Source organism: Paenibacillus tianmuensis (assembly GCF_900100345.1).
GTDB lineage: Bacteria > Bacillota > Bacilli > Paenibacillales > NBRC-103111 > Paenibacillus_G > Paenibacillus_G tianmuensis.
In genome coordinates this window covers 75,181-99,325 of record NZ_FMTT01000002.1, presented here as the reverse complement: position 1 = coordinate 99,325, position 24,145 = coordinate 75,181, and the positions used below count along the sequence as shown (strand labels likewise).

Below are 24,145 nucleotides of genomic sequence, written 5' to 3'. Positions count from 1 at the left end.
GGATGGGTTTCACTCCTTGTCGTTTCTCGCTTCTGTTAGGATTTCCCGTTTCGCCGATAAAACGGCGCTTTGACAACAACAGCCTTCAACCGGCTGCCCCGGATTTCCACGTCCACTTCGGTGCCCGGCTCGCCATATTCCGCTTGAACCAGCGCCAGACCGAGATTCCGCTTGAGCGTAGGGGACTGCGTCCCGGTGGTCACCTCGCCGATCTGCCGGTCGCCGGCATAGACGGGATAATGGGAACGGGGAATGCCGCGGTCAATCATCTCGATGCCGACGAGCTTGCGCGGCACGCCTTCTTCCTTCTGGCGGAGCAGCGCGTCCCGACCGATAAAGTCGTCCTTCGCCAGCTTGACGAAGAAGCCGAGGCCCGCCTCCAGCGGCGTAATCTTATCGGAAAGCTCCTGCCCGTACAGCGGCAGCTTGGCCTCGAACCGCAGCGTATCCCGCGCACCTAGTCCAGTCGGCGTCAGACCGAGCGGCTCGCCCGCTTCCATCAGCCCTTTCCATAGCGCGGGGGCGTCGTCCGCGGAAACATAAAACTCGAAGCCGTCTTCGCCGGTGTAGCCGGTGCGGGAGACAAGCGCGGGCACGCCGCATACCTTGACATCAGGAATAAAATGGAACTGTGACAGCGCATTCAATTCGGCGTCCGTGACGCGGGCGGCAATCGCTTGAGCGTTCGGACCTTGCAGCGCGAGGAGGGCCGTCGTATCCGACTTGTTCTCCAGAGAGACATCGCCAAGCAGATGCGATTCCAGCCAGCGGAAGTCTTTGTCGATATTGGAGGCGTTGACGACGAGCATAAATTGATCGGCCGACAGCCGGTAGACGAGCAGATCGTCGACGACGCCCCCGTCTTCGTAACACATCAGCGTATACTGCGCCTGGCCGTCGGCGAGCTTCGAGACGTCATTCGTTGTTACCCGCTGGAGGAACGTCTCCGCGAAGGTTCCGGTTACGAGAAATTCGCCCATGTGCGATACGTCGAACAAGCCGGCCTGCTGCCTGACAGCTTCGTGTTCGCGCCCAATGCCGGAAAATTGGACCGGTAGCTCCCAGCCGCCGAAGTCGATACAGCGGACGCCGGGGTACTCGGCATACAAAGGAAAAAGCGGCGTTCTTTTCAATGACGGATTCAATCGGATCACCTCAATCGTAGTATGGGATTGCGACAGGGTTCAAGCGAAAAAAGGACAGAACGAAAAGGCAGGTAAGCATGCCAAAAACACATGCCTGTGCTGTCCTTCCGCTCTGTCCTTTGTACCTGAGAGTTACCTTGTAGTCTTCCGGGATGGAAGCGGCCGTACAAGTTTCCCCTTGGGTGACCCTAACCTTGCATAAAGCAAGCAGGGCGCTCTCCAGAGTTGCGTCCGGTAGAGGTCCTTTTGCCTGAGAGATTCACCCGGCTTGGCGGGCTTACTCCTTCGGCGCTACCGTGCGTTCCGGTAGTCTCTCCCTTTACGTTCATCCGCGGTATTCGGTTGTATAGCTCTATATTCATTAATACTCTAAAGAGCAGGCCTGTGTCAACCGCAAACGTCAGGCAAGATTTTGGTGTGAATTCTTGACATCCCCACCCGGTTGAATTACTCTTGAAGGAGATGTGAATACAGCGAATGACGATGGTTGGGAGAGACCGGAGCGGCCGCGATAAGCCCGCATAAGGCACCGAAGGAGCAAGTCGCCAAACCTGCCGAATGGCGATTAATCTCTCAGGTAAATGTACCGCCATCCGACGCGCCTCTGGAGAGAGCGTAAGCCACCAAAGGGGTAACGGCGCGACGAGCGGCCCTAAACTCTCAGGTACCCGGGACAGAGAACAAGGCGAGATGCCTTTTCCTGTCCTTTTTTGGTGTTTGCGAGCGAGCAGGTACAGCCGGGCAATTTGAGTGGAAGCGCTTCAATCTGGTGATGACGCGGATAAAGCGCCGGTATTGGCGGATACGCTAAGAGGAAGCAGACCGTTTTGCCGACGGCAAGCAAGGCGGAGCGGAAACACGATAGGGGCAGAGCCGCCGTCATGCTGCTGCCCGCGTTTTCAAAGCGATTGGGATTTATTCATTTCAGGAGAAAAGGGTGCTGACGATGAGTGAAGTGAAAGCGGGATTGCGTTATACGGAAGAGCATGAATGGGCGGAAAAGAGCGGGGCGACGACTGTGCGGATCGGCATTACGGATTTTGCCCAGCATCAGCTTGGAGACATCGTGTTCGTCGAGCTGCCGAAGCTTGGCGCCAAGCTGGAGGCGCATGCGCCGATGGGAACGATCGAATCCGTCAAGACGGTATCCGATCTGTTCAGCCCGGTTGCGGGGACGGTGACGAAGGTGAACGAAGCGCTGCTCGATTCGCCGGAGCTGGTCAACAGCGAGCCGTACGGAGCCGGTTGGATCGTGGAAGTGGAAATCGACGGGGAAATCAGCCAAGCGCTGGAGAGCTTGCTTACCGCCGAAGCCTACGGCGAGTTCGTCGCAAGCCAGGACTAACCGTCCGGCAAACCGGGCAAATCGGACAGTATCGTTTAGAACAAAAACCGGCGGTCAAAACGGACGAACCGTTGAAAGAAGGTATGTCCAATGCGCTTCAAGCATGTGTTTACGATTATTGGGCCGGCGATGGTCGGTCCCTCCAGCTCCCATACGGCCGGTGCGGTCCGCATCGGCCGTGTGGCGCGACAACTGCTCGGCTGCAGGCCGGAGAAAGCCCGCGTGCTTCTGTACGAATCGTTCGCGGAGACTTATTGGGGTCACGGCACCGATCTGGCGATCGCCGGGGGGCTGCTCGACTACGATACGGACGATCCCCGCATTCCGGATGTGCTGGACGAAGCCCGGTCGCTCGGCATAGAGATCACGTTCGAGCCGGGAACCGGGGCGGCGCCTCATCCAAACACGGCCAAAATCGAGCTGTGGTCGGGCGATCGCTATGCGGAGGTACTGGGTGCTTCCATTGGCGGGGGCAACATTGAGATTCATTCACTGAACGGCTTTGACGTCAGCTGCACAGCGCAGTACCCGATGCTGGTGATCAAGCATTCGGACCGTACGGGAATTCTCGCCTCGATTACGAAGGTTGTCAGCGAGGCGGGAATCAATATCGGATTTATGGATGTCGACCGCAAGGGTCGTCAAGGCGAAGCAATGACGGTTATCGAGATGGATTCGGCTCCACCGGAGGGCATGCTGGACTCCATTTGCCTACTGCCGGACGTGGCGGACGCGAAGATCATCGATTTGGCACAAAGGAGCATGAGAGCATGAGATTTCATACGCTGCGGCAGTTGGCCGAACTATGCCGCTCGGAATCGACGACGGTCGCGCACCTCATGATTGAGGAGCAGGTGAAAGAAACCGGCGAGACGAGGGAGCAGGTCATCCGCCAGATGGCGGAGTATTATCAAACGATGAAAGAAGCGGTGCGGCGGGGCATCGAACAGCCGACGGCTTCACGGAGCGGACTGACGGGCGGCGACGCCGGCCGGGTCGCTTCCTTCGCGGCGAGCGGCGATCCTTCCTCCGGCCGCGAAGCGTGTACGGCGATGGCCTATGCGCTTGCCGTATCGGAAGTGAACGCTTCGATGGGCCGCGTGGTGGCGACGCCGACGGCGGGCTCCTGCGGCATTATCCCCGGCGTATTCGTCAGCTCGCAGGAACGGTTCGGCTGGTCGGACGAGAAGCTGGTCGAAGGACTGTTTTGCGCCGGGGCGATCGGGTATGTCATTGCCAACAACTCGTCCATTTCCGGTGCGGAAGGCGGCTGTCAGGCCGAAGTCGGCTCCGCCATCGGGATGGCGGCGGGCGCGCTGGTCGAAATGCGCGGCGGCAGTCCAGAGCAGGCGATGCATGCGGTCGGCTTGGCGCTGAAAAATACGCTTGGCCTGATCTGCGACCCGGTTGCCGGACTCGTGGAAATTCCGTGCATCGTTCGCAACGGGCTTGGCGCCGTCAATGCGCTCGCCGCCGCCGACATGGCGCTGGCCGGCGTACGCAGCGTCATTCCGTCGGACGAAGTGATCGGCGTTATGCTGTCGGTTGGTCAAGCTATGCCGCGAGAGCACCGGGAAACGGCGCTCGGCGGGCTGGCGCAGACGCCGACGGGACGGAAGCTGACGGAGCAGCTGCGCGACCGTAAGCGGAACGGGACGAGCGAGCAGAAGGAGCATGTCTAACCGTGAAGCTGGCTGTAATACTCGATGCCCATCACCAATAATAGAAACAGCAGCAGGGAGAACGCTTTCAATAAGCGGATTTGATAGTCTGACATGGAATGGCTCCTCCTTGGAATGAGAGAATCAGCTTGCGATTTATTCCTTGGCGCTATACGGTGTCAAATATCCTTCTTGTAGTGCTTGTGCTTAGTCTACTCGATTGTTCTTTTCATTACACTATCCTATTATACCCTGAAACAGATCAAAAATGTAAATGTAAAGGTTTTCAATAAAAACGTATAGACGCATTCGCCAAGAGCGGGCTGCGTCTATTTTGTCCAATCCCCGTCCTTTATTACCATATCCCCTTTTTAGCACGGATGAACCCTTTTGTTATGATCTTCCAAAAGCAGATTGTCCGCGGCATCACGCTCATCGGGTTCAAATCGAAGGCGGATCACAGAAACTTCCGCTCTCGCTTTGGTCGCCGCGGCTTGCGGCGGAGGGAGCGGGAAACCGGAGGCGGGGCAGCAGCCTTCGCAGGAAACGGCGTCCCGGACGATTAAGCATGCCATGGGGGAGACGAAAATCACGGGCACTCCGCAGCGGGTCGTCGTTCTGACGAATCAGGGAACCGAATCACTGCTGGCGCTCGGTATCAAACCGGTAGCCGCGGTGAAATCCTGGATCGGCGATCCGTGGTTCGAGCATATTAAAGAGCAGATGGCCGACGTGAAGATGATCGGGGACGAGACGCAGCCGAATGTCGAAGTCATCGCGACGCTGAAGCCAGATCTGATTCTCGGGACGAAGGTGCGCCAGGAGAAAATTTACCAGCAGCTGTCGGCCATCGCGCCTACGGTCTTTACGGAAAATCTGGGCGACAGCATGATCGACAACTTCAAGCTGTATGCCGCGGCGCTGAACAAAGAAGCCGAAGGCAAGGCTGTGCTGGACGATTACAACAAAGCGGTCGAGCAGACCAAAGCGCACTTGGGCGACAAGACCAAAATGCGCGTGTCGTTGGCCCGCTTCCAGCCCGGCAAGGTTCGCGTCTATTACAAGAACAACTTCGCCGGAATTATTTTGAACCAGCTCGGCTTTGCCCGTCCGGACGCCCAGAACAAGGACGATTTCTCCGCCGACATTACGCAGGAGCAAATGACCGTGCTCGACGGAGACGTGATGTTCTATTTCGTCTCAGACCGTCAAGGGGACACCGGAGCCAAGAAAACGGCCGAGGAATGGCTGGGCAGCCCGCTCGCTCAAAACATGACCGTCGTCAAAACGAAACGGGCCTTCGTCGTCAACGAGCCGATCTGGAATACGTCCGGGGGCATTATAGCGGCCAAGCTGCTGCTTGAGGACATTCGCAAAAGGTTTGATAGTTTCTAGATTTGCACAGCCGGTATATTCCTAGACTCAATATATAGATTTGGGGCACTCCATTTTATTGGCACTGTATTTTTACCTTAGCACTAAAGCCAAACTTGCCAAAGATCAGGCAAGTTTTTTTGTTTTGGAATAAGCACCTTACACCGGCGAACGATTTTTGACTTCATGGTCAAGAATTGATATCATTGCCCTATGAGCAGACCAAGAGAATTTGATGTCGATCGTGCACTGTACCAGTTCATGGAAGTGTTCTGGACGAAAGGCTTTAAGTCGACTTCCTTTGAGGATTTGACCCGTACGACGCGGATTAAGAAGCAAAGCTTGTATTGCGTATTTGAAGATAAGCGGGCCTTGTTTTTAAAGGCGTTGGCGTTGTATCGCGAACAGAGTGTATCCGTGCTGGAAGAACTGGCCTCTCAGGAGGAAGTGTCCCCCTTGAAAAAGTTGGAGGCCATACGCGATGCTGCGCTATGTCAAGGCAACGAAACCATTCGTAGAGGATGTTTCATGGTAAATTCCGTGCTGGAATTCGGAACCAACGATGAGGAAGTAACCCGCGAAATAGAGATGATGTTCGCCAATGTCGAACAAATACTTGAGAAGATCATCCGTAGCGGTCAGGAGCAGCGGTTCATTATGACCCGCTATACCAGCAAAGAGCTTGCTGCTTACCTGAACAACGCTCTTCTCGGCGCGAAAATCATGGAGAGATCAGGTGCTTCCCGAGAGCAGATCGATGCGGTCTTACGTACGTCTTTTGCGATGCTCGAATCTTGATCTTTTTTTGCGAAGTTTTTGACCGCGTAGTCAATAAAGGGTCAGTCGGTAAACAATTGACAATAAAAGTGAGATTGAAGGAGGTGGTTCTCCGGGATTATCCAAATACATAAGCAAAAATCCGAATTCAAGATGCTGATTGTAACTCTTTTAACGCTGATGACAACATGTCGAAAAATTAACATAATTTAATTTGGAGGTTACTATGAGCTATTCTCAATCTGTTCAGGCCTTGTTCAAACCATTCGCAAGCGGAAGTATGACTCTGCCTAATCGTATCGTGATGGCACCGATGACCCGGCAATTTTCCCCGGACGGCGTGCCAGGTTTGGATGTGGCCGCCTATTACCGACGCAGGGCCGAAAACGGTGTCGGACTTATCGTGACGGAAGGTACGGTAATCCATCATCCGGATTCGTCCAATCAAGCCAACGTACCGCACTTCTATGGTGAAGCTGCATTAAACGGTTGGGCAAACGTAGTGACTGAGGTACACGCGGCGGGCGGACGGATCATACCGCAGATTTGGCATATGGGAGCGCAAGGCCATGTAGGCGATTATTCGGAATCGGAAATCACCGCAATCGTCCAAGGCTTCGCACAGGCAGCATCCGAAGCCAAGCGGCTTGGCTTCGACGGCATCGAGCTTCACGGCGCGCATGGATATTTAATCGACCAATTTTTCTGGGAGAAAACCAACACGCGAACCGACAGCTATGGCGGTGACATGGTTGCGCGCACCCGCTTCGCAGTGGAGGTTATCGAAGCATGCCGCCGTGCCGTCGGACCGGAATTCCCAATCGTGCTTCGTTTCTCTCAATGGAAGATGAGTGACTACACAGCGAAATTGGCTGAAACACCTGAGCAACTGGAACAGTTCTTGGCGCCCTTGGTCGACGCGGGCGTTGATATTTTCCACTGCTCAACGCGCCGTTTCTGGGAGCCGGAGTTCGAAGGTTCCGATCTGAATCTTGCTGGATGGACAAAAAAGTTGACAGGGAAACCAACGATTACGGTCGGATCGGTTGGTCTGGATGGCGTTTTTACGAGCCTCTTTACCGAAGGAAAGGGAGCCGATAATACGAAGATCGACGACGGGTTAATCGAGAGGCTGGAACGTCAAGAATTTGATCTGGTAGCCGTAGGTCGGGCATTATTGGTGGACCCTCTTTGGGCAAACAATATCCGCGACGGCCGAACAGCCGAAATGGTTCCCTTTACGACTGAGGCAATGAAAACACTTCATTAAGTTCCCGTTTGATTAGCAAACACGGGATACATTTTGGCGGTTACTGAGCAGGAGTTCCTGCTATAGCGTAGCAAAAACGGCAATCCGAAGGAGGCGCTGCTTCCCGGATTGCCGTTTTCATTTGCTGCGGATCAGGAAGGGTAGAGGATGATGTTGTGGTACATTGTTTTCTGATCCGTTTTATTCGTATAAATATGGCTTTGGTCCGCCGTAAACTGAAGCGCGTCCCCGACCTTCAGCGTGTACGTCTTCTGCTGGATCGTGATGTCGAGCTCGCCCTGCATCATCAAAATGTACTCTTCGATCCCCTCGTTATGCGGCTCCGAAATGTGGGTGCAGTTCGCTTCCATTTCTACCGAATAAATTTCAAAGCGCTTCTGCTGGTCGAACGGAACGAGCGGGAACGCCCGGTACCGGCCCTCCTCCTCCACAAAAGGCTCCAAATTCTCAAAGCGGAAATGCGTAACCTTGGCCGGTTCCTCTTCGATCAGAGATGTAAACGAGATGCGCAGGCCGTTCACGATTTTCCACAGGATCGAGATCGTCGGATTCGAATCGCCGCGTTCGATTTGTCCGAGCATCGCTTTGCTGACCCCCGTCAGCTCCGCTACTTGGTCGAGGCTGAGCGAGCGGGCTTTGCGGATGGCTTGAAGACTTTTGCCGATTTTCTTATGAATTTGTTCGTGCTCCATGATATCCTCCCCTGCTGCTTTACTCTCTCCATTATAAACAAACGGCGGTCGCGCACAACGTTTCCGTGTGGACTTGCCGGCAGGAAAAAAAATTTTTACAAGGTGCCGCTTTAACCTATGTACAATATCACATACATATGTATAATATAGTGTATAAGTACACCATAGCGCACAATGGTTTATTATATTATACAACATCCGGCGGAGGGATGCACGATGGGAACAATGATAGGGCTTGTGAAAGAAAAGCGGGCGTTCGGCGCGGTATTGAAGGAGGTTCCCGTTCCGGTGTGTGGTCCCGACGAAGTGTTGGTCCGGGTGAAAACGACTTCAATCTGCGGCACGGATTTACATATTTACCAATGGGACGCCTGGGCGGAGCAAACAGTCGTTACGCCTAACGTATTCGGCCATGAATTCGCGGGTGTCGTAGAAGCCGTAGGAAGCCGGGTTACGAACGTGAAGCTCGGGGACCGCATCTCGGCGGAAGGGCATATCGTCTGCGGCGTCTGTAAGGCCTGCCGGACTGGTAACGCGCACGTCTGCCCGAACACGAAAAGCTTCGGCATCACGGCGCCGGGCTGCTTCGGGGACTACGCGGTCGTCAAAGCGACCAACGTGATTCACAACGATCCGCAGCTGCCCTTTGAGCTCGCTTGCTTGCAGGACCCGCTGGGCAACGCCGTACAGACGGTGCTTTCCGGCGACATCGTCGGCAAGTCGGTGGCTGTCATCGGCACCGGACCGATCGGCTTGATGGCGGTAGCGGTGGCCAAAGCATGCGGAGCGGGTACGGTGATGGCGGTGGACGTAAACGCTTACCGTTTGGGACTGGCCCGCACGATGGGAGCGGACGTGACGATCAACAGCAAGGAGACGTCCATGGTGCAGGCGATTATGGAGCATACCGGCGGGGAAGGGGCGGAGGTAGTGCTGGAAATGTCCGGTCACCCGGACGCGATCCGCGGCGGATTCGAAGCGGCGGCTCCGGCAGCCCGCGTCTCGCTATTGGGCATTCCGACCCGGGAGGTCTCGCTCGACCTGTCGCGGCATATCATTTTCAAGGGAATTCGCGTGGAAGGCATCACCGGACGGCGCATGTACCAGACCTGGTACCAGCTCAAGGGCTTGCTCGACCGGGCGCGGATCGATCTGAAGCCGCTCATTACGCACACTTTTACATTGGATCAGTATGAGGAAGCTTTCGCGCTCGCGGCTTCCGGCCAATGCGGCAAAATCGTATTTCACCACAACACGGATACACAAACAACCAATAAGGGGGAGCTCGTTCATGGCCAATTGGAACTCACTGCGGGATGAGTTGGAGCAAGCGAAGCAGGAAGGACGGTATCGTCCGCTTACAGTCTGGGAGAGCCGCTCGGGCACTTGGATGACGTTGAACGGCCGCCGGCTGCTTCAGATGTCTTCGAACAACTATCTGGGGCTTACCGATCACCCCGACCTGAAGGAAGCGGCCATTCGGGCTACCGAGCAGTACGGCGTCGGCAGCGGCTCGGTGCGCACCATTACGGGCACGCTCGACATTCACGACCGGCTGGAGCAGGAGCTGGCCCAGTTTAAGGGGACGGAAGCGGCGCTCGTGTTCCAATCCGGATTTACGACGAATCAAGGCGTGCTCTCGTCCATTCTCGGTCCGGACGATGTCGTCATCAGCGACGAGCTAAACCATGCGAGCATCATCGACGGCATCCGGCTGACGAAGGCGCACCGGAAAATATTCGCGCACAAAGATATGGACCAACTGGAAGCCGTGCTCAAGGAAAGCGCAGAGTTTAAAAAGCGCGTCGTCGTGACGGACGGCGTATTCAGCATGGATGGCGACATTGCCCCGCTGCCGCACATTGTGGAGCTGGCCGAGAAGTACGACGCCTACGTTTACGTCGACGACGCTCATGCGAGCGGTGTGCTCGGCAAAAACGGCAAAGGCTCGACCGACCACTTCGGGCTGCACGGGCGGGTGCACATCCAAGTAGGCACGCTGTCCAAAGCCGTTGGCGCGGTCGGGGGCTACGTCGCGTGCGACCGGGTATTGAAGGATTATTTGATTCATAAAGCGCGTCCGTTTCTGTTCAGTACGTCGCAGACGCCTGCGGTGGCCGCTACCTGCCTTGCGGCGATTCAAGTGCTCAAGCAAAGCGACGAGCTGATCAAGAAGCTGTGGGCGAACGCCTCATATTTCCGTTCGAAGGTACAGGGTCTCGGATTCGATACGGGCGGGAGCGAGACGCCGATCGTCCCGGTCATCGTGGGCGACCCGGCGAAGACGATGCGCTTCTCCGACCTACTGCTGGAAGAAGGCATCTTCGCGCAAGGCATCGTATACCCGACGGTTGCGATGGACAAAGGCCGGGTGCGGTTTATCGTGACTGCAGGGCACACGCAGGAGGATCTTGATTTTGCGTTGAACGCGCTGGAGCGTGCAGGCAAGCAGTTGGGATTGCTGGGGTAAAAGAGGAAAGAGCAAGCGGCCGTCTCTCAGGGGAGAAGCGGCCGCTTGTTTTTGGTTGACGGGACGGACGGGGACTTGGCTGCATTTTGTTAATCGGTCATGTATATTGTCTGGGACTAGCCGGGACCGGATTATTCCGCAAAAAGCCGTTCCGGAAGCTTCGCTTCCCACGTTGCGGGAGCTTCGATACCAAGCGCCCGGACGACGACAGCTGCCGTATCAGTGATCGTCATCGTGCCCCGAAGCGAAGCGCCGCGCCCGATGCCCGGACCGACGCAGCCCCAAAAGATCGTCTTGTCCATCGGGTGATCGCTGCCATGGTCCCGCGGGTCGGCTCCGCCGCCGCCATGATCGGACACGAGGATCAGCAAGCTGTCGTCCAGAAGTCCCGTTTGTTTGAGCGCATCGAGTATAAATCCGGTATGCTCATCCGCTTCTTCGATCGCTCGCAGTTGTCCGGGCGTATTGTATCCGTACCGGTGACCGGCTGCATCCGGCAAATCCAGCTGGACGTACATCAGCTTCAGTTCGGGGTGCTCCCGGATATAAGCGGCAGCGGCCAGCGACAGGTCGCGGTCCTTCATCGATACTTTATGGACGCCGATGGACGATTCGATGATGCCGTCGTTGATCGGGGACCACGCGCTGAATGCGGCCAATACAGCATCGGGATATGCCTCGCGCACGACCCGAAAGATCGATGGATACGGCGAGTCGTCCGGGTACGTATGGCTGCTTGCGGTTTCGTTGGTCAATCCGTGCTTGTCCGACGCGACGCCATGCAGAAGCGATCCCCAGCATTGCGCGCTGATCGTCGGAGACGCCGTCTGGGCTTGGAAGTCGAACGTCCCCATCCGGACGAGCCGGTCCAAGTTGGGCGTATTCGCGGACGTTACGAAATTGCCTGCTCCGTCCCAGCCAATAATAATGACACGAGCGATAGGTTTCATGGATGAGCTCTCCCCTTTCGTTACGTTTATCATAATCCTCGTTAGGGGAAAAAGTCAAATTAAATACAACAAATCACAACTAAACACACATTTTCTGTAGAAAAGAGGAACTCCTTTGAACAACAACGCTTCTATTGCTACAGCATGGACTTCGCAAACAAAGTAATCATTATATTTACATAGAAGGAATTTACAGGAATAACGTCGAAAGATGTTTAAAGAAGGGAAAAAGCAACGCAATGTTGTAGAAGAAGGGAGGAATTTCAAGGAACCGTATTTTTCGAAACCGCTTACAAAAGCAAACAGCTCGCTGCCGGTAATCTGGGGCAGGGATGGAAGAAGGCTTTCCTTTCCGCCGAATGATAATGAATCGTCACAACTCAAGAGAATCGTATGGATTGATGTTGTTACAAATGGCAAGTACTGCATATAAATGATGAATATAGCAGGTCCTGTTCAATGAAAGGGAGGGAGACAATGAAGCTGGATCATTTGTTTCAGCCGATACGCTTGGGCCGCTTGGAGCTTCCTAACCGTGTCATTATGGGCTCTATGCATACCGGGCTGGAGGGGGAAGAGGCGGGCAGTCAAGCCTTGATTGATTTCTATAAGGAAAGAGCTGGTCAGGACGGTCCGGGCTTGATCGTGACGGGTGGCATTTCCGTCTCGCCCGAAGGGGACGGCGGCCATAACTTCCTGGGCTTTTACAACGATGAGCATGGCAAGCATATGGAAAGCCTGACGGCTCAAGTGCATGCGGCCGGAGGGCGGATTGCGGCCCAATTGTTTCACGCGGGGCGGTACGCCTACGCGGATTTGACGAGCATCCCCGCCGTAGCGCCTTCCGCCATCCGTTCGCCGATCCATCGTCACACACCCAGAGAGCTTAGCTCGGAGGAAATTGAAGAGCTTATCGCCCGCTTTGCGGTCAGCGCGAAGAAGGCGGCCGACCTCGGGTTCGATGCCGTGGAGATTATGGGGTCGGAAGGATATCTGATCAATCAATTTTTATCACCGGCCACCAATAAACGCACCGATGCATGGGGCGGCTCGTTCGAGCATCGGACAAAATTCGCGCTGCGTATCGTTCAAGCAGTCCGCGAAGCGGTCGAGCCCGGCTATCCGGTCATTTTCCGGCTATCCGGCGCCGATCTGGTCCCGGACAGCACGACGGAGGAAGAAACGCTGCAATTCGCCGGTATGGTCGCAGATGCAGGAGCGGATGCGATTAACGTGGGCATCGGCTGGCACGAATCTCAAGTGCCGACCATCTCCATGATGGTTCCCCGGGCCGGATATATTCACATCGCGGAAACGATCAAACGGGTGGTCAACGTTCCGGTGATCGGCAGCAACCGGATTAACGACCCCCGGCTGGCCGACGAGCTGCTGCAGCGCGGAGCGTGCGATCTGGTATCGATGGCGCGTCCCTTCCTGGCGGACCCTGATCTGCTGCGCAAAGCCCGCGCCGGGCAATTCGACCGGATCAATACCTGTATTGCTTGCAATCAGGCGTGTCTCGATCAAGTGTTTGACGGCCTGCCTGCCTCTTGTCTGGTCAATCCGAGGGCGGGCCGGGAATCGAAGTGGAAGCCTTTCAGGGTACACCGTCCCCGCCACATCGCGGTCATCGGCGGTGGGGCCGCCGGGATGGAAGCGGCGCGGGCATTGGCCGAGATTGGCGAGCGCGTCGTGCTGTACGAAAAGGAAGACCGGCTGGGCGGGCAGTTGAATCTGGCGAAGCACATTCCCGGCAAACAGGAGTTTGCCGAAACGCTGCGCTATTACCAGCATGAGTTACACCGCTTAGGCGTCGATATCCGCTTAAACCATCGTCCGACGCCGGAGGAAATCGCCGCTCTTGCTCCGGATCTGGTCGTGCTGGCCAGCGGCATCAAGCCGCGAATCCCGGAGCTGCCGGGAACCTCGCTTCCTCATGTATTGACGTATCAGCAAGTGCTCCGGGGGGAGGCGGAGGTTGGGAAGCGGGTCGTGATCATCGGAGCGGGAGGGATCGGCTGCGATCTGGCGCATTACTTATCCGAGCAGGCGGAGCGTGAGATTTATTTGCTTCGCCGAAAAGGCAAGCCCGGCGAAACGCTCGGCAAAACGACCCGTTGGGCGCTCCTTTCGCATCTGCGGCAGAAAAAGGTTCAATTTGTGACCGACTTAAGCTACGAGCGGATTGACGAAGACGGAGTTGTCATACAGCTGCAGACGGAGCGCGGGCCGGAAACGAAAAAAATTCCCGCCGACACCGTCATTCTTGCCGCCGGACAATTATCCGAAGTGTGGGATGACCAGCTCGTGCAGCGGGCCGGCATTCCTGTCGTCAAGATCGGCGGAGCCCGATTCCCGGGAGAGCTGGATGCCAAGCGAGCCATCTATGAAGGCGCATGTATTGCTTACGAGGAAGGCAGGCTTGCGAAGACCGAATAACGATATGGAGGGGTAGCATGGAAAAAGCATGGTACAAGGTGTGGCCCAAAGATGTTCCGCGGCATTTCATCTTTGAAGACAAGGTCTTGGAAAACTATGTGGAGGAACATGCACGAACAAATCCCGACGATACGGCGGTTTACTTCTATGGCAAGAGGATCACGTATGGCGAGCTGGCAGACATGTACTTACAGCTCGCCTCCCAGCTGCATGTAAGAGGCGTAGGCAAGGGCGATACCGTCGCCCTCTATATGGAGAACAGCCCGCAGTTTATCATGGCGTTTCTGGCCGTCCAGCGTCTGGGTGCGATAGCGGTGCCCATGAATCCGATGTTCAAGCGGGCGGAGCTGAGCCATCTGCTGGGAGACGCGGAGCCTAAGGCCATCTTCATTCAGGAAAATTTGCTGGAGCATTTGTATCCGATTTTGTCGGAGTTTCCCGGGCTGCGGATCATCTCGACGGCGTTGACGGATTTTGCCCCGGATCATCCGGAATTTCCGATGTCGTTCGCGCCAATGGAGAGAACGATAAGCAGGCTACCGGGAGAGGAGCGCATTCTGGAGTTGATCCATTACGACGATCCGATTCCTCCCGCCAATGCGTGCTTGGACGATACCGCCGTGCTGCAATACACTTCGGGAACGACAGGCATGCCCAAAGGCGCCGAACTGACGCACCGCAATATTGTAGCGAACGCGTTCTCGTTCAGGGACGGGTTGGGAACGAAGCCGGGCGACCGCCATCTGGCCGCGATGCCTTTGTTTCATATTATCGGCCTGATCAACTGCATGGGGTCGCCGCTTTTCAATAGGGGAACGATCATGCTGTTCCACCGTTTTGTGCCGGACGTTGTTCTGGAAGCGATTCACAAGCTGCAAATCCAGCATTGGGTAAGCACGGCTACGATGAATATCGCGGTCATTAATCACCCGAACGCGGCGAATTACGATCTGTCCTCCCTGTCAGGCTGCCTGTCGGGGGGCGCTCCGGTGCCGAAGCCGATCTTTGAGCGCTTCTACGAAGTTACCCGTACTCGTCTGCTGGAAGGCTATGGGCTGAGCGAGACAACGGCCCAGATTACGATGAACTTTATGGATAACGCAAGGATCGGCTCAGCCGGCATCCCGCTGATGGATGCGGATGTTCGCGTCGTTGCCATAGAAGACCCGACCGTGGAGGTTCCGCCCGGACAGCAGGGAGAGCTCGCTTTCAAAGGACCGATGGTCATGAAGGGCTATTGGAAAAATCCGCAGGCTACGGCTGACGCGTTCGTCGACGGATGGTTTTTAACCGGAGATTTAGGCTGCGTGGACGAGGACGGCTACGTCCATATTTCCGGCCGGAAAAAAGAACTGATCAAATCGTCGGGCTTCTCCGTCTTCCCTAACGAGGTGGAGAGCATCATGCACAAGCATGCCGCGATTAAAGAAGTGTGCGTCGTTGGCGTAGCCCACGGTTACCGGGGCGAGGAAGTGAAAGCGTATGTCGTGCTCAAGGACGAAGCGGTCGGGAGAGTGTCGGAGCAGGACATCGTCGAGTGGGCTAAAGAGCATATGGCCGTATACAAATATCCGCGGAAAGTCGAGTTTTTGAGCGAGCTGCCCAAGACCGGATCGGGCAAACTGCTGCGCAGGGTGCTGTACGAACGGGCGAATCAGATTCAAAAGACGTAGGCGGATGGAGAGAGCGGTTTTGTAGAGTGCCGCAGAGGTCTTTTCGTTTGCGAGACCGTGCCGGAGCAGGCAGTCATCGAGACCTCTGCGACAGACTTAACTTTATAAAAAATTGACCTAAGGGTAATTGACACCAATGTAAGATTACAGTATTCTAAAAAAAAGGAAAGCGGTTTCAAAATATGCTGATACGTGCAGACACCCAGGGGTGAGCCCGTTTTCGCTATGATGAACAGCTATCCTTTTTTTGTTGTTTTCCGATTCGAACATCTAGTTGTACTTGCATAGAAGCTTATTTTTGCCACAAAACCCGGTAAGGAGGGATGAGTACTCGTAGATTGACCGATTGCAGGCTGCAAGTAAAATCGAACGATGGGAGATGAGATTAGCTATGAAAAAAGTGTTTACCGTCATTGCCCTAGGGGCCATGATGACGATGGCTGCATTGCCTGCAGGGGCAGAATCGAACACGCCGAACGGCTCCGAAGGCGGGCTTGTGCAAATGATGGCACCGCGATTAATCGGAGAAACGTGGATTGCCCCGCAGGGCATGTCGAACGAAGATAGGATTTGGGAATATTTGGAATCCAAGAAAAGCGTTCTCGGACTGGCAGGGGATACGAAGCAAAGCATCCGAATTACGCAGCAGATGACCGATGCCGAGACTGGAACGCGGCATGTCCGGTTGAAGCAGTATATCCAAGGAATTCCCGTATTCGGCGCGGACCAAACGTTGCACTTTGACAAGCAGGGCAATGTTTCCTTGTATATCGGAAGCACTGTCCCTGATTCGGGACAGCAATCCGTGGCCCCTCCGACGCCCCGAATTAGCGCAGAGAAGGCGATTGCGATCGCCAATCAAGACACCGAGAAGCGGATCGGCAAGCTGGGCAGCCAGCAGAGGGAGCAAACGGCGGAGCTGAATATTTACCCGTCCAACGGGCAAAACCTTCTTGTTTACATTACTGAAGTCAACGTGCTGGAGCCTTCCCCGCAGCGTGTGCGTTACTTCATTAACGCGGACAACGGGAATATCGTCAACAAGTACAGCATGCTTGATCATGCTACCGGTACGGGGGTGGGAGTGCTTGGCGATACGAAGACGTTTACGACTACGGCAAGCGGGTCGCAGTATGTGCTTCAGGACAACACGCGCGGACGGGGCATTTATACGTACTCTGCGAATAATAGCCAGTCGCTTCCAGGCACGCTGCTGACGGATTCGGACAACGTATGGACCGACCCCGCAGCGGTTGACGCCCATGCTTACGCCGAAGTCGTCTACGACTATTACAAAAACAACTTTGGCCGGGATAGTCTGGATGGCAACGGGCTCGCGATCAAATCCAGCGTTCACTACGGCTGGAACTATAACAACGCGTTCTGGAACGGCGTACAGATCGCCTACGGCGACGGGGACGGCAACTTATTCCGCACCTTATCCGGGGATTTGGACGTCGTCGGTCACGAATTGACGCATGGCGTTACCGAGCATTCGGCCAAGTTGATATACCAAAACGAATCCGGAGCACTCAACGAGTCGATCTCGGATATTTTCGGCAATGCGATTCAAGGCAAAAACTGGCTGATCGGCGACGACATCTACACGCCGAATAAGCCGGGCGACGCGTTGCGGTCGATGGAAAATCCGGAGCTGTACAACCAGCCGGACCATTACAGCAAGCTGTATCGGGGCTCTGACGATAACGGAGGCGTGCATATTAATAGCGGCATTAACAACAAAGCGTTTTATTTGCTGGCGGAAGGCGGCACGCATTACGGGGTGACGGTCAAAGGAATCGGTCGCAAAGATTCAGAAAAAATTATTTATAAAGCGCTTATAAAACATTTAACGCCAACCTCCAATTTTGCGTCTATTCGCGCTGCGGCGATTCAAGTGGCTACCGATCTGTTTGGGGCGAACTCCACCCAGGTCAACTCCGTGAAAGCTGCCTATGGCGCTGTAGGCGTAGGCAGTCCCCCGGCGCAAGATACGCAGCCGCCGACCGCGCCGACCGGCCTGACTTCGACGGGCAAAACGCATTCGAGCGTAACCTTGTCATGGAACGCCTCCACGGACAACGTAGGAGTGACGGGCTACGATGTGTATAACGGCTCTGCCTTGGCTGTATCCGTGACTGGAACAACGGCCACAGTGAGCGGATTAGCAGCCGGAACGGCCTACACCTTCACGGTCAAAGCGAAGGATGCGGCAGGCAACGTATCGGCCGCAAGCAATCCGGTCACGGTCACGACGTCCACATCCTCCGACCCGGATACGCAGCCGCCGACCGCGCCGACCGGATTGACTTCGACCGGCAAAACCTCGACGAGCGTATCCTTGGCATGGGATGCCTCTACGGATAATATCGGCGTTACCGGGTACGATGTGTATAATGGCTCTGCCTTAGCCGCATCGGTTGCAGGAACAACGGCCACGGTAAGCGGACTGACCGCGGGAACGGCCTACACCTTCACGGTCAAAGCGAAGGATGCCGCCGGCAACGTATCGGCTGCAAGCAACCCGGTCACGGTTACGACAGATACGGAATCGACGGTACAGCCATGGGCGACGTATGTAGCGTATAAGGTCAATGACCTCGTATCCTATGGCGGCAAAACGTATAAAGCGCTTCAAGCCCATACCTCGCTGCCGGGATGGGAGCCGCCGCTCGTGCCGGCACTGTGGAGCTTGGTGGATTAAGCGTTTGGGGTGAAGTGAAAAGAGCCGTACCTGTCTGCAGGTGCGGCCTTTTTGTGAATAGATTGTATCTTCATCGGCCGGATGCTATCCTATCTCTATATCTACTTGCTAGCAACAAATGGATGGCATACCCGTTGTGAGGTGAAGACATGAAAAATATCATTTTGGAAGAGTTCTCGCCCGTTTGCCCTATTCAAGCGTTTGTGGAGGAAGATGAGGACTGCGTTTATTTTTATTTATGGGATCACCCGGGTGAGGAATATGCAAACATTCGCGCCTGTTGGGTCAGGAACTACGGCCGGGCGCCGGAGGCCATCGACGTGGAAGTGATGGACCATGGCCGGGCGTCGATGCTGCCAAGAGACTGCTGCGCCCATCCCGAAGGGGCCGAGCGGCTCGATCCCGAACAGCTCGTTGTCGTCTGGTTCGAGGAAGGCGATGCCGCCGCCCTGCTCTACCGGGATGAGATCGTGAGCGTCATCCCCGGATGGGCCGGATCGTCCGCTGGTGAGAACAATTATCCCGGCTATGCGAGGGATTGCATCGGGGAATCGAGCCTGTGCTTCCCGATGCCGGATTCCAACGCATTGTTCCGGCGCATCGAGCTCGCCAAGCAGTTCTGGCAGAGCTGGGACGAACATACATGGGGAGGCTTGCAGCAGCAGTATCTGGAGGCTATCGAATCCGGACTCGGTCCTGTTGCGAAATACTATGCCATTGACGGCGGCCAGTGGCCTCCACGGGCCATGGTGACGGTCGAACAAGGCGACGTCACCTATGTCGTGACGCTGGGGGTATCCATTCTGCCGCAGCCGAAGGTGGAGCAATATACGGAGACGCCGGAGCGGCTGCGGAGGTTCGAGTTCGCCTTCGCCTGCGATTCGCACTGGCTGGCCGAGCACGGGAAGCCGATGCTGCAGTACATTAGCGGGCAGACCAATCTGCCCTGGAACTATCTTACGTTCTTCGCCAATGGACATACGATTCCGTGCGGCGAGATCGGCCTTAGTCATGAGCGCTTCACCGCGGTGGCGCTTGCGCAGCCGCCGCATGCGCCGGCTGTAGCCCTGCCGGAGATCGGCGGCGATCCGGTCAATCTGCTCTGGATGATTCCGATTACGGAGGAAGAGCGGAAGTATGCTGAGGAGCAAGGCACGGAGCGCTTGTTCGCGCGAGCGTCCGCCACGGAGGAATGGATTTTTGACGGGAAAGTTAAATTCTCTATATAATCGAAAACGCCCCATCGAACGCAGGATTGCCTGTGCTCGATGGGGCGTTGCAAATAGCGGTGAAATGTTCGCAAAGCGGCGGGCTCGCCTCGGGCGTCAAAAAGCCTTGATTCGCGAGAAAGCAAGAATCAAGGCTAATCTAATCGATTATAAAGGTGAGGAGGAGTGAGACCTCCATCTCCTTCGTGATGGGAAGGTATTTTCATTAAACTATCACCTTACACAGGAAGGAGCGAAACCTTCATCTCCTGCGTGAGAGGCAGGCGCTTTGATTAAGCTACTGTGTTTTAGTATAATAGCATAGATTATGATGCTTGTAAAATATTTCAGGGTGGTAAAATGAAAAATCAGGAACCAGCAAACGAGAATGATAGAAAGAATAGATGCTATGTTTGCAAAGAGTCGCTTGTTGTAACTCACGAACATTATGTAAAACTATGCCAACCTTGTGGTGAATACAATGAACAGAAACGCCTGGCCAAGCACGATTTAGATTCTTACACCGCTTTGATTACAGGTGGACGAACAAAAATAGGATATCATACCGCATTACGATTACTACGAGATGGCTCACGAGTTATTTTAACAACCCGCTTTCCATATGACGCCTTGCAACGTTACATTAAAGAACCTGATTTCGAAAATTGGTGTGATCGCATTCACATCTATGGATTAGATTTTCGTCAAATTGAAAGAGTCGAGATGTTTGCGCAATTCATAGACAAAGAGTTTCCCTATATTGATATCATTATTAATAACGCTGCTCAGACGGTACGAATGCTGGATGAGGAATATCAGGCGTTAGCTTTAAATGAAGCGGAACTCCAAAGACAAATCGCCGGTAACCAACAACTGCAGCTTATGGCGGACAAGATACCTGTTTCGCACTTTGTTAAATCAGAGAATGAAACAAAGGGGTTTCAGCAGCTACAACAGATGAATCATGAGCAAGCAGTTATGAATCACAATCCGCTGTTACATAATTCATGGACTGCCCATTCTCATCAAATATCTGTTGTTGAGATGCTCGAAGTACAGCTAATCAACGTTACTGCTCCGTTTTTGATAAATACAAAGTTGAAAGATGCGATGTTGAGAAGTCCGCATCAGAATCGCTTTATCGTAAATGTATCCGCATCAGAAGGCAGATTTAATATGAGAAGAAAGGGCGGCTACCATGTCCACACCAACATGGCAAAAGCTTCCCTCAATATGATGACCCTGACCATGTCTAAAGAGTATAAGAAACATCGAATTTTCATTACCAGTGTAGATCCCGGTTGGGTCTCGAACCAGTTCCCGGATCAGGTGAAAAATGATCGGAAGATTCAGTTACCCTTGGATTTTGATGATGCTGCCGCTAGAATCTGCGATCCAGTATATGAAGGAAAAGACGTAGAAAGACCATTGACCGGTGTATTTTTAAAGGACTATCAACAAGTAGACTGGTAATAAACAAACGAGGACATTTTTATGAACGATAATTTCTTAACGTGGGAGAAGTATAATGGCGATAAGGATAATCCGACCGTGTTGGCTAAAGTAAGATGGTTGCCGCCTGACCTTAAAAATAAGGCTCAATGGCCAAGAGGAACTGAGTTTTCTCTACCGGTGAACTTCGATATGCTTGGACAAGATGAATCTTGGAGTTTGGTTTTGAAAGTGCTTGAACCTGCAAATCGTACTAGCCGCGAAGTTGTAACGCAAATTAAGTTTCTTTTCGAGCATGCTCCTCATCGTGTTTTAGTACCGGGTAATCCATTTGTTTTCTTCGATAAGGCTGCCAAGGGTATTGTAATAGATGCAGATGAACTTCGTATGAGATAAAGCAGAGAAAGACCTATCGGGAAAACTGGGATGGCGGGCTTCGAAGGAACTGTCGGACGAAGCGGATGCGTTTGCGCGCGAATACTTGAATATCCATAACGATATTTATACGGCCACGGATTTCGCGGAAATATTGGCAGCCGGCTTGCCGACGATCTACCACGTGGAGGATACGATCGAGAATTACCGGATGATCGAACCCGTCATTTCGGAACGCTACCGCGTCTGGAAACGCGACAAACGGATATAACAAAGAAAGCATGAATCCGGTCGCTTTCGCAGGCGCCATTGCCCGGAAGGCGACTGGAATGCCCGGCTCGCTTACATCTGCGTCCCCGACCGCCGGTACTCGCTCGGCGTAACGCCGGTAATCTTCTTGAACATCCGATTGAACGAGTTCATGTTCTGATAGCCTACCCGCCCGGCGATATCCTGAATGCGCAGATCGGTCTGCCGCAGCAGCTCCTTCGCTTTGCCGATGCGCACGTCGTTTACGAAATCAAGGAAGTTGATTCCCGTTTTTTCTTTAAAATAAGTGGATAAGTAGCCTCCCGTAATGTTGAGCCAAGAGGCGACAAGGTCCAGCGTAATATCCTCCGTATATCGCTCCGTCACATAAGCGGTCGCTCCGGTAATAATCGGGTCGGCCGCTTCTTTTTTATTGTTGATGCGCCGGCAGGCTTCGCCAATCATCGCTTCGAAATAACGGTCCAGCTTGGAGACAGTATGAAGCTGCTCCGGCTCCAGGTCCGTTAATTTTCCGCTGTCCAGCCCTATGCCATGCAGCAGCCGGGTCGTTTTATGCGTGATTTCGCGGGCAAACTCGTGGAAGGCGAGCGCGTCGGCCTTTCTTTTCTCCATCTGCGCCATGAGTCGCCGCAGCGCCTGCAGCACGTTCGCGGCGTTCCCCGCCTGTAAATTCGCTTTAATCTCCTGCATCAGCGCATCGGGCACGACGAACGGCTCCTGCGGGACGTTCTGCGCTTCGAGCACGACCGTCTCGTCGTCGAACGGCCGGTGACGGATCAGCCCCAGCGCCTCTTCGTAGGCGTCGGTCAGGCTTGCGGTATGCGCATGCAGCGGACTGACGGCAATGGTGAGGAAGCAGTAGGCTTTGTCCGTGCTCAGCACGCTGACGATGCCGTCCAGCGTCGTGCGCAGGCGGTCTTCCTCTTCCGGCGCCGGATGGATGATCGATAAAATCTGATTTCGCTCAATTTGGAACGTGAGCGACCCTTCCAGCTCCTTCGTGACGACATGGTTAATGTATTCGCGAATGTACGAGGCGGCGCGCTCCTCTTCCGCTTGAATTTCCGTGTGAAACGGGTGATTGAACGAGAGATGGAACAGAACGACCCGGAACGGCTTCTGCTCGCTTAGCTGCTCCGCCCCGGCGACCGGCAGTCCGCGGATTTTTTTCAGCTTGTTCATATAGCTGTGATAGCGCAGCAGCGCATGCTTCTCCTCCAGATCCTGATGCCGCAAATGCCGCTGCTGGAGCAAAAATCCGATATTGCCGCGAATGAGCTCGAATTCGTTGTCGTGCCGGGGCACGGTGTCCTGCTCGTTCAAGCTTTTGATCGAGTCGACGATGCGTTGAACCGGGTTGTTGAACCGGACGGTGAACAAGACGGACACCGTGACGCTTGCGGCGATGGCGACGAGCAGGACGGCGACGAAGGTCAGATTCAGCTTGATTAATTGGGACGAAATATGGCCGTCCGGCACAAGATTCACATAGGTAAATCCGGTTTTCGGTCCGGTGGTGTAGAAGAAGTACTGGTTATCCGCCTTTACCCAATCTTGTCCCGGAGGCAGAGCAGGCAGGGGCTTATCGGCTGCGGAGCCTGAAGCGAACAGCAGACGGCCGCTTGCGTCCAAGACGTAAAAGTTGTCGTTGACCGAGCGGTGGAACGCTTGAAACATGCGGTCCGCATCGACAAAAGCCAGCATCATGAAATCCGGATAAAACCGGCTTTTGACCAGCATAGGCCAGACCGGACCGGTTGTATCGCCCGGCGAGTCGTTTCGCAGGTAGGAAGCGGCTGGATAGATCGTCATTGGGCCGCCCTCCTCGAATTGCTTTTTCCAGAACGAGTAGGTATAAACGGGATTGACATAATATTCGGTGAACATGGATTCGGGGCTCGCGCCTCGCGATTTCTCCAGCATCAGTGAATGCTTGACGTCATAGATGAACAAGTTGTTCAAGTACAGCGCCTGATTCGATACGATATTGCTGAGATAGTCCGTCACCTTGTTGGCCGCCACGTAATCGAGATACGGCTTGCTATTCAGCTCCTGCAGCCGCGGGTTCAGGTACAAATTCAGCATCGTTTTCTCCAGCAGCTCGTAATGCTTCTCGTAATCGTTCGTCGTATTTGTCAGGTTGACCGTATTGTATTTGATGATTTCGTCGCGGAGGCTTTGCCGGAAAACTCCATAGGTCAGGAGCTCGAAGATGACCAGAAGAACGATCACTCCAAGAAAGCTGAGCAGCAGCTTAAAAAAAACAGAACGCGCTTTCATTTTGATGCGGAGGATGCTTGGCAAAGGCGGTTTACTCCCTTCGTGCGGCGGTTCGGATGC

The 24,145-nt window shown here is 54.5% G+C and carries 21 protein-coding genes and 3 riboswitches; of the genes, 17 read left to right on the top strand and 4 right to left on the bottom strand.

Features of this window, described 5'->3' with window-relative positions; translation table 11 throughout:
- Positions 1-35 precede the first annotated feature (35 nt).
- Positions 36-1,145 (bottom strand): glycine cleavage system aminomethyltransferase GcvT, encoded by a 1,110-nt coding sequence (gene gcvT / locus BLO51_RS02100; protein ID WP_090666343.1) that lies wholly within the window; start codon positions 1,143-1,145, stop codon positions 36-38.
- A 102-nt stretch (positions 1,146-1,247) separates the two neighbouring features.
- Positions 1,248-1,373: riboswitch (glycine riboswitch) on the bottom strand.
- A riboswitch (glycine riboswitch) is annotated at positions 1,374-1,474 on the bottom strand.
- A 149-nt stretch (positions 1,475-1,623) separates the two neighbouring features.
- Positions 1,624-1,743, top strand: a riboswitch (glycine riboswitch).
- A gap of 348 nt (positions 1,744-2,091) precedes the next feature.
- Here gcvT and gcvH point away from each other — a divergent pair.
- The 7 genes from gcvH to BLO51_RS02070 all read left to right on the top strand — a co-directional run bounded on the left by gcvH (position 2,092) and on the right by BLO51_RS02070 (position 7,572).
- A complete protein-coding gene (gene gcvH / locus BLO51_RS02095) occupies positions 2,092-2,490 on the top strand; it encodes a glycine cleavage system protein GcvH (RefSeq protein ID WP_090666606.1) in 399 nt (132 codons plus the stop codon).
- Positions 2,491-2,580: 90 nt separating this feature from the next.
- A complete protein-coding gene (sdaAB, locus tag BLO51_RS02090) occupies positions 2,581-3,264 on the top strand; it encodes an L-serine ammonia-lyase, iron-sulfur-dependent subunit beta (RefSeq protein ID WP_090666341.1) in 684 nt (227 codons plus the stop codon).
- Positions 3,261-4,172, top strand: coding sequence for an L-serine ammonia-lyase, iron-sulfur-dependent, subunit alpha (sdaAA, locus tag BLO51_RS02085; protein WP_090666339.1), 912 nt, complete (start codon positions 3,261-3,263; stop codon positions 4,170-4,172). Before sdaAB ends, sdaAA begins: the two co-directional genes overlap by 4 nt.
- A 374-nt stretch (positions 4,173-4,546) precedes the next feature.
- Complete coding sequence (locus BLO51_RS30035) at positions 4,547-4,717, top strand: hypothetical protein (protein ID WP_245719495.1); 171 nt, start codon at positions 4,547-4,549, stop codon at positions 4,715-4,717.
- A gap of 7 nt (positions 4,718-4,724) precedes the next feature.
- Positions 4,725-5,546: an ABC transporter substrate-binding protein gene (locus BLO51_RS02080; protein WP_245719494.1), complete on the top strand. Its 822-nt coding sequence runs from the start codon at positions 4,725-4,727 to the stop codon at positions 5,544-5,546.
- Positions 5,547-5,738: 192 nt separating this feature from the next.
- Positions 5,739-6,323, top strand: coding sequence for a TetR/AcrR family transcriptional regulator (locus tag BLO51_RS02075; protein WP_090666337.1), 585 nt, complete (start codon positions 5,739-5,741; stop codon positions 6,321-6,323).
- 205 nt (positions 6,324-6,528) lie between these two features.
- Positions 6,529-7,572: an NADH:flavin oxidoreductase gene (locus BLO51_RS02070; RefSeq protein ID WP_090666335.1), complete on the top strand. Its 1,044-nt coding sequence runs from the start codon at positions 6,529-6,531 to the stop codon at positions 7,570-7,572.
- Positions 7,573-7,703: 131 nt separating this feature from the next.
- On the opposite strand, the gene BLO51_RS02065 is transcribed toward BLO51_RS02070, so the two are convergent.
- Positions 7,704-8,264: a helix-turn-helix domain-containing protein gene (locus BLO51_RS02065; protein WP_090666333.1), complete on the bottom strand. Its 561-nt coding sequence runs from the start codon at positions 8,262-8,264 to the stop codon at positions 7,704-7,706.
- Positions 8,265-8,480: 216 nt separating this feature from the next.
- On the opposite strand from BLO51_RS02065, the gene tdh reads away from it, so the two are divergent.
- Positions 8,481-9,584: an L-threonine 3-dehydrogenase gene (gene tdh / locus BLO51_RS02060; RefSeq protein WP_090666330.1), complete on the top strand. Its 1,104-nt coding sequence runs from the start codon at positions 8,481-8,483 to the stop codon at positions 9,582-9,584.
- Positions 9,556-10,734: a glycine C-acetyltransferase gene (locus BLO51_RS02055; RefSeq protein WP_090666328.1), complete on the top strand. Its 1,179-nt coding sequence runs from the start codon at positions 9,556-9,558 to the stop codon at positions 10,732-10,734. Before tdh ends, BLO51_RS02055 begins: the two co-directional genes overlap by 29 nt.
- A 131-nt stretch (positions 10,735-10,865) precedes the next feature.
- Here the strand turns inward: BLO51_RS02055 and BLO51_RS02050 are convergent, their stop codons facing one another.
- Entirely contained in the window at positions 10,866-11,684 is an 819-nt protein-coding gene (locus BLO51_RS02050) for an alkaline phosphatase family protein (protein WP_090666326.1), read from the bottom strand.
- Positions 11,685-11,895: 211 nt separating this feature from the next.
- Between BLO51_RS02050 and BLO51_RS02045 the strand changes: the two genes are divergently transcribed.
- The 8 genes from BLO51_RS02045 (at position 11,896) to BLO51_RS02010 (ending at position 21,806) form a co-directional block, all read left to right on the top strand.
- Positions 11,896-12,117 (top strand): hypothetical protein, encoded by a 222-nt coding sequence (locus BLO51_RS02045; protein ID WP_090666324.1) that lies wholly within the window; start codon positions 11,896-11,898, stop codon positions 12,115-12,117.
- A 44-nt stretch (positions 12,118-12,161) separates the two neighbouring features.
- The gene (locus BLO51_RS02040) at positions 12,162-14,123 is read left to right on the top strand and encodes an NADPH-dependent 2,4-dienoyl-CoA reductase (RefSeq protein WP_090666322.1); all 1,962 of its coding nucleotides are present in this window, start codon (positions 12,162-12,164) and stop codon (positions 14,121-14,123) included.
- 17 nt (positions 14,124-14,140) lie between these two features.
- Complete coding sequence (locus BLO51_RS02035) at positions 14,141-15,796, top strand: AMP-binding protein (protein WP_167670079.1); 1,656 nt, start codon at positions 14,141-14,143, stop codon at positions 15,794-15,796.
- 391 nt (positions 15,797-16,187) lie between these two features.
- Positions 16,188-18,500: a M4 family metallopeptidase gene (locus BLO51_RS02030; protein ID WP_090666316.1), complete on the top strand. Its 2,313-nt coding sequence runs from the start codon at positions 16,188-16,190 to the stop codon at positions 18,498-18,500.
- 149 nt (positions 18,501-18,649) lie between these two features.
- A complete protein-coding gene (locus BLO51_RS02025) occupies positions 18,650-19,729 on the top strand; it encodes a suppressor of fused domain protein (RefSeq protein ID WP_090666314.1) in 1,080 nt (359 codons plus the stop codon).
- A gap of 339 nt (positions 19,730-20,068) precedes the next feature.
- Positions 20,069-21,181 (top strand): SDR family NAD(P)-dependent oxidoreductase, encoded by a 1,113-nt coding sequence (locus tag BLO51_RS02020; protein ID WP_090666312.1) that lies wholly within the window; start codon positions 20,069-20,071, stop codon positions 21,179-21,181.
- Positions 21,182-21,202: 21 nt separating this feature from the next.
- The gene (locus BLO51_RS02015; RefSeq protein WP_090666310.1) at positions 21,203-21,556 is read left to right on the top strand and encodes a hypothetical protein; all 354 of its coding nucleotides are present in this window, start codon (positions 21,203-21,205) and stop codon (positions 21,554-21,556) included.
- Between the two features lie 85 nt (positions 21,557-21,641).
- The gene (locus BLO51_RS02010) at positions 21,642-21,806 is read left to right on the top strand and encodes a hypothetical protein (RefSeq protein ID WP_245719493.1); all 165 of its coding nucleotides are present in this window, start codon (positions 21,642-21,644) and stop codon (positions 21,804-21,806) included.
- Positions 21,807-21,877: 71 nt separating this feature from the next.
- Here the strand turns inward: BLO51_RS02010 and BLO51_RS02005 are convergent, their stop codons facing one another.
- Positions 21,878-24,085: a helix-turn-helix domain-containing protein gene (locus tag BLO51_RS02005; protein WP_217266673.1), complete on the bottom strand. Its 2,208-nt coding sequence runs from the start codon at positions 24,083-24,085 to the stop codon at positions 21,878-21,880.
- Positions 24,086-24,145: the final 60 nt, after the last annotated feature.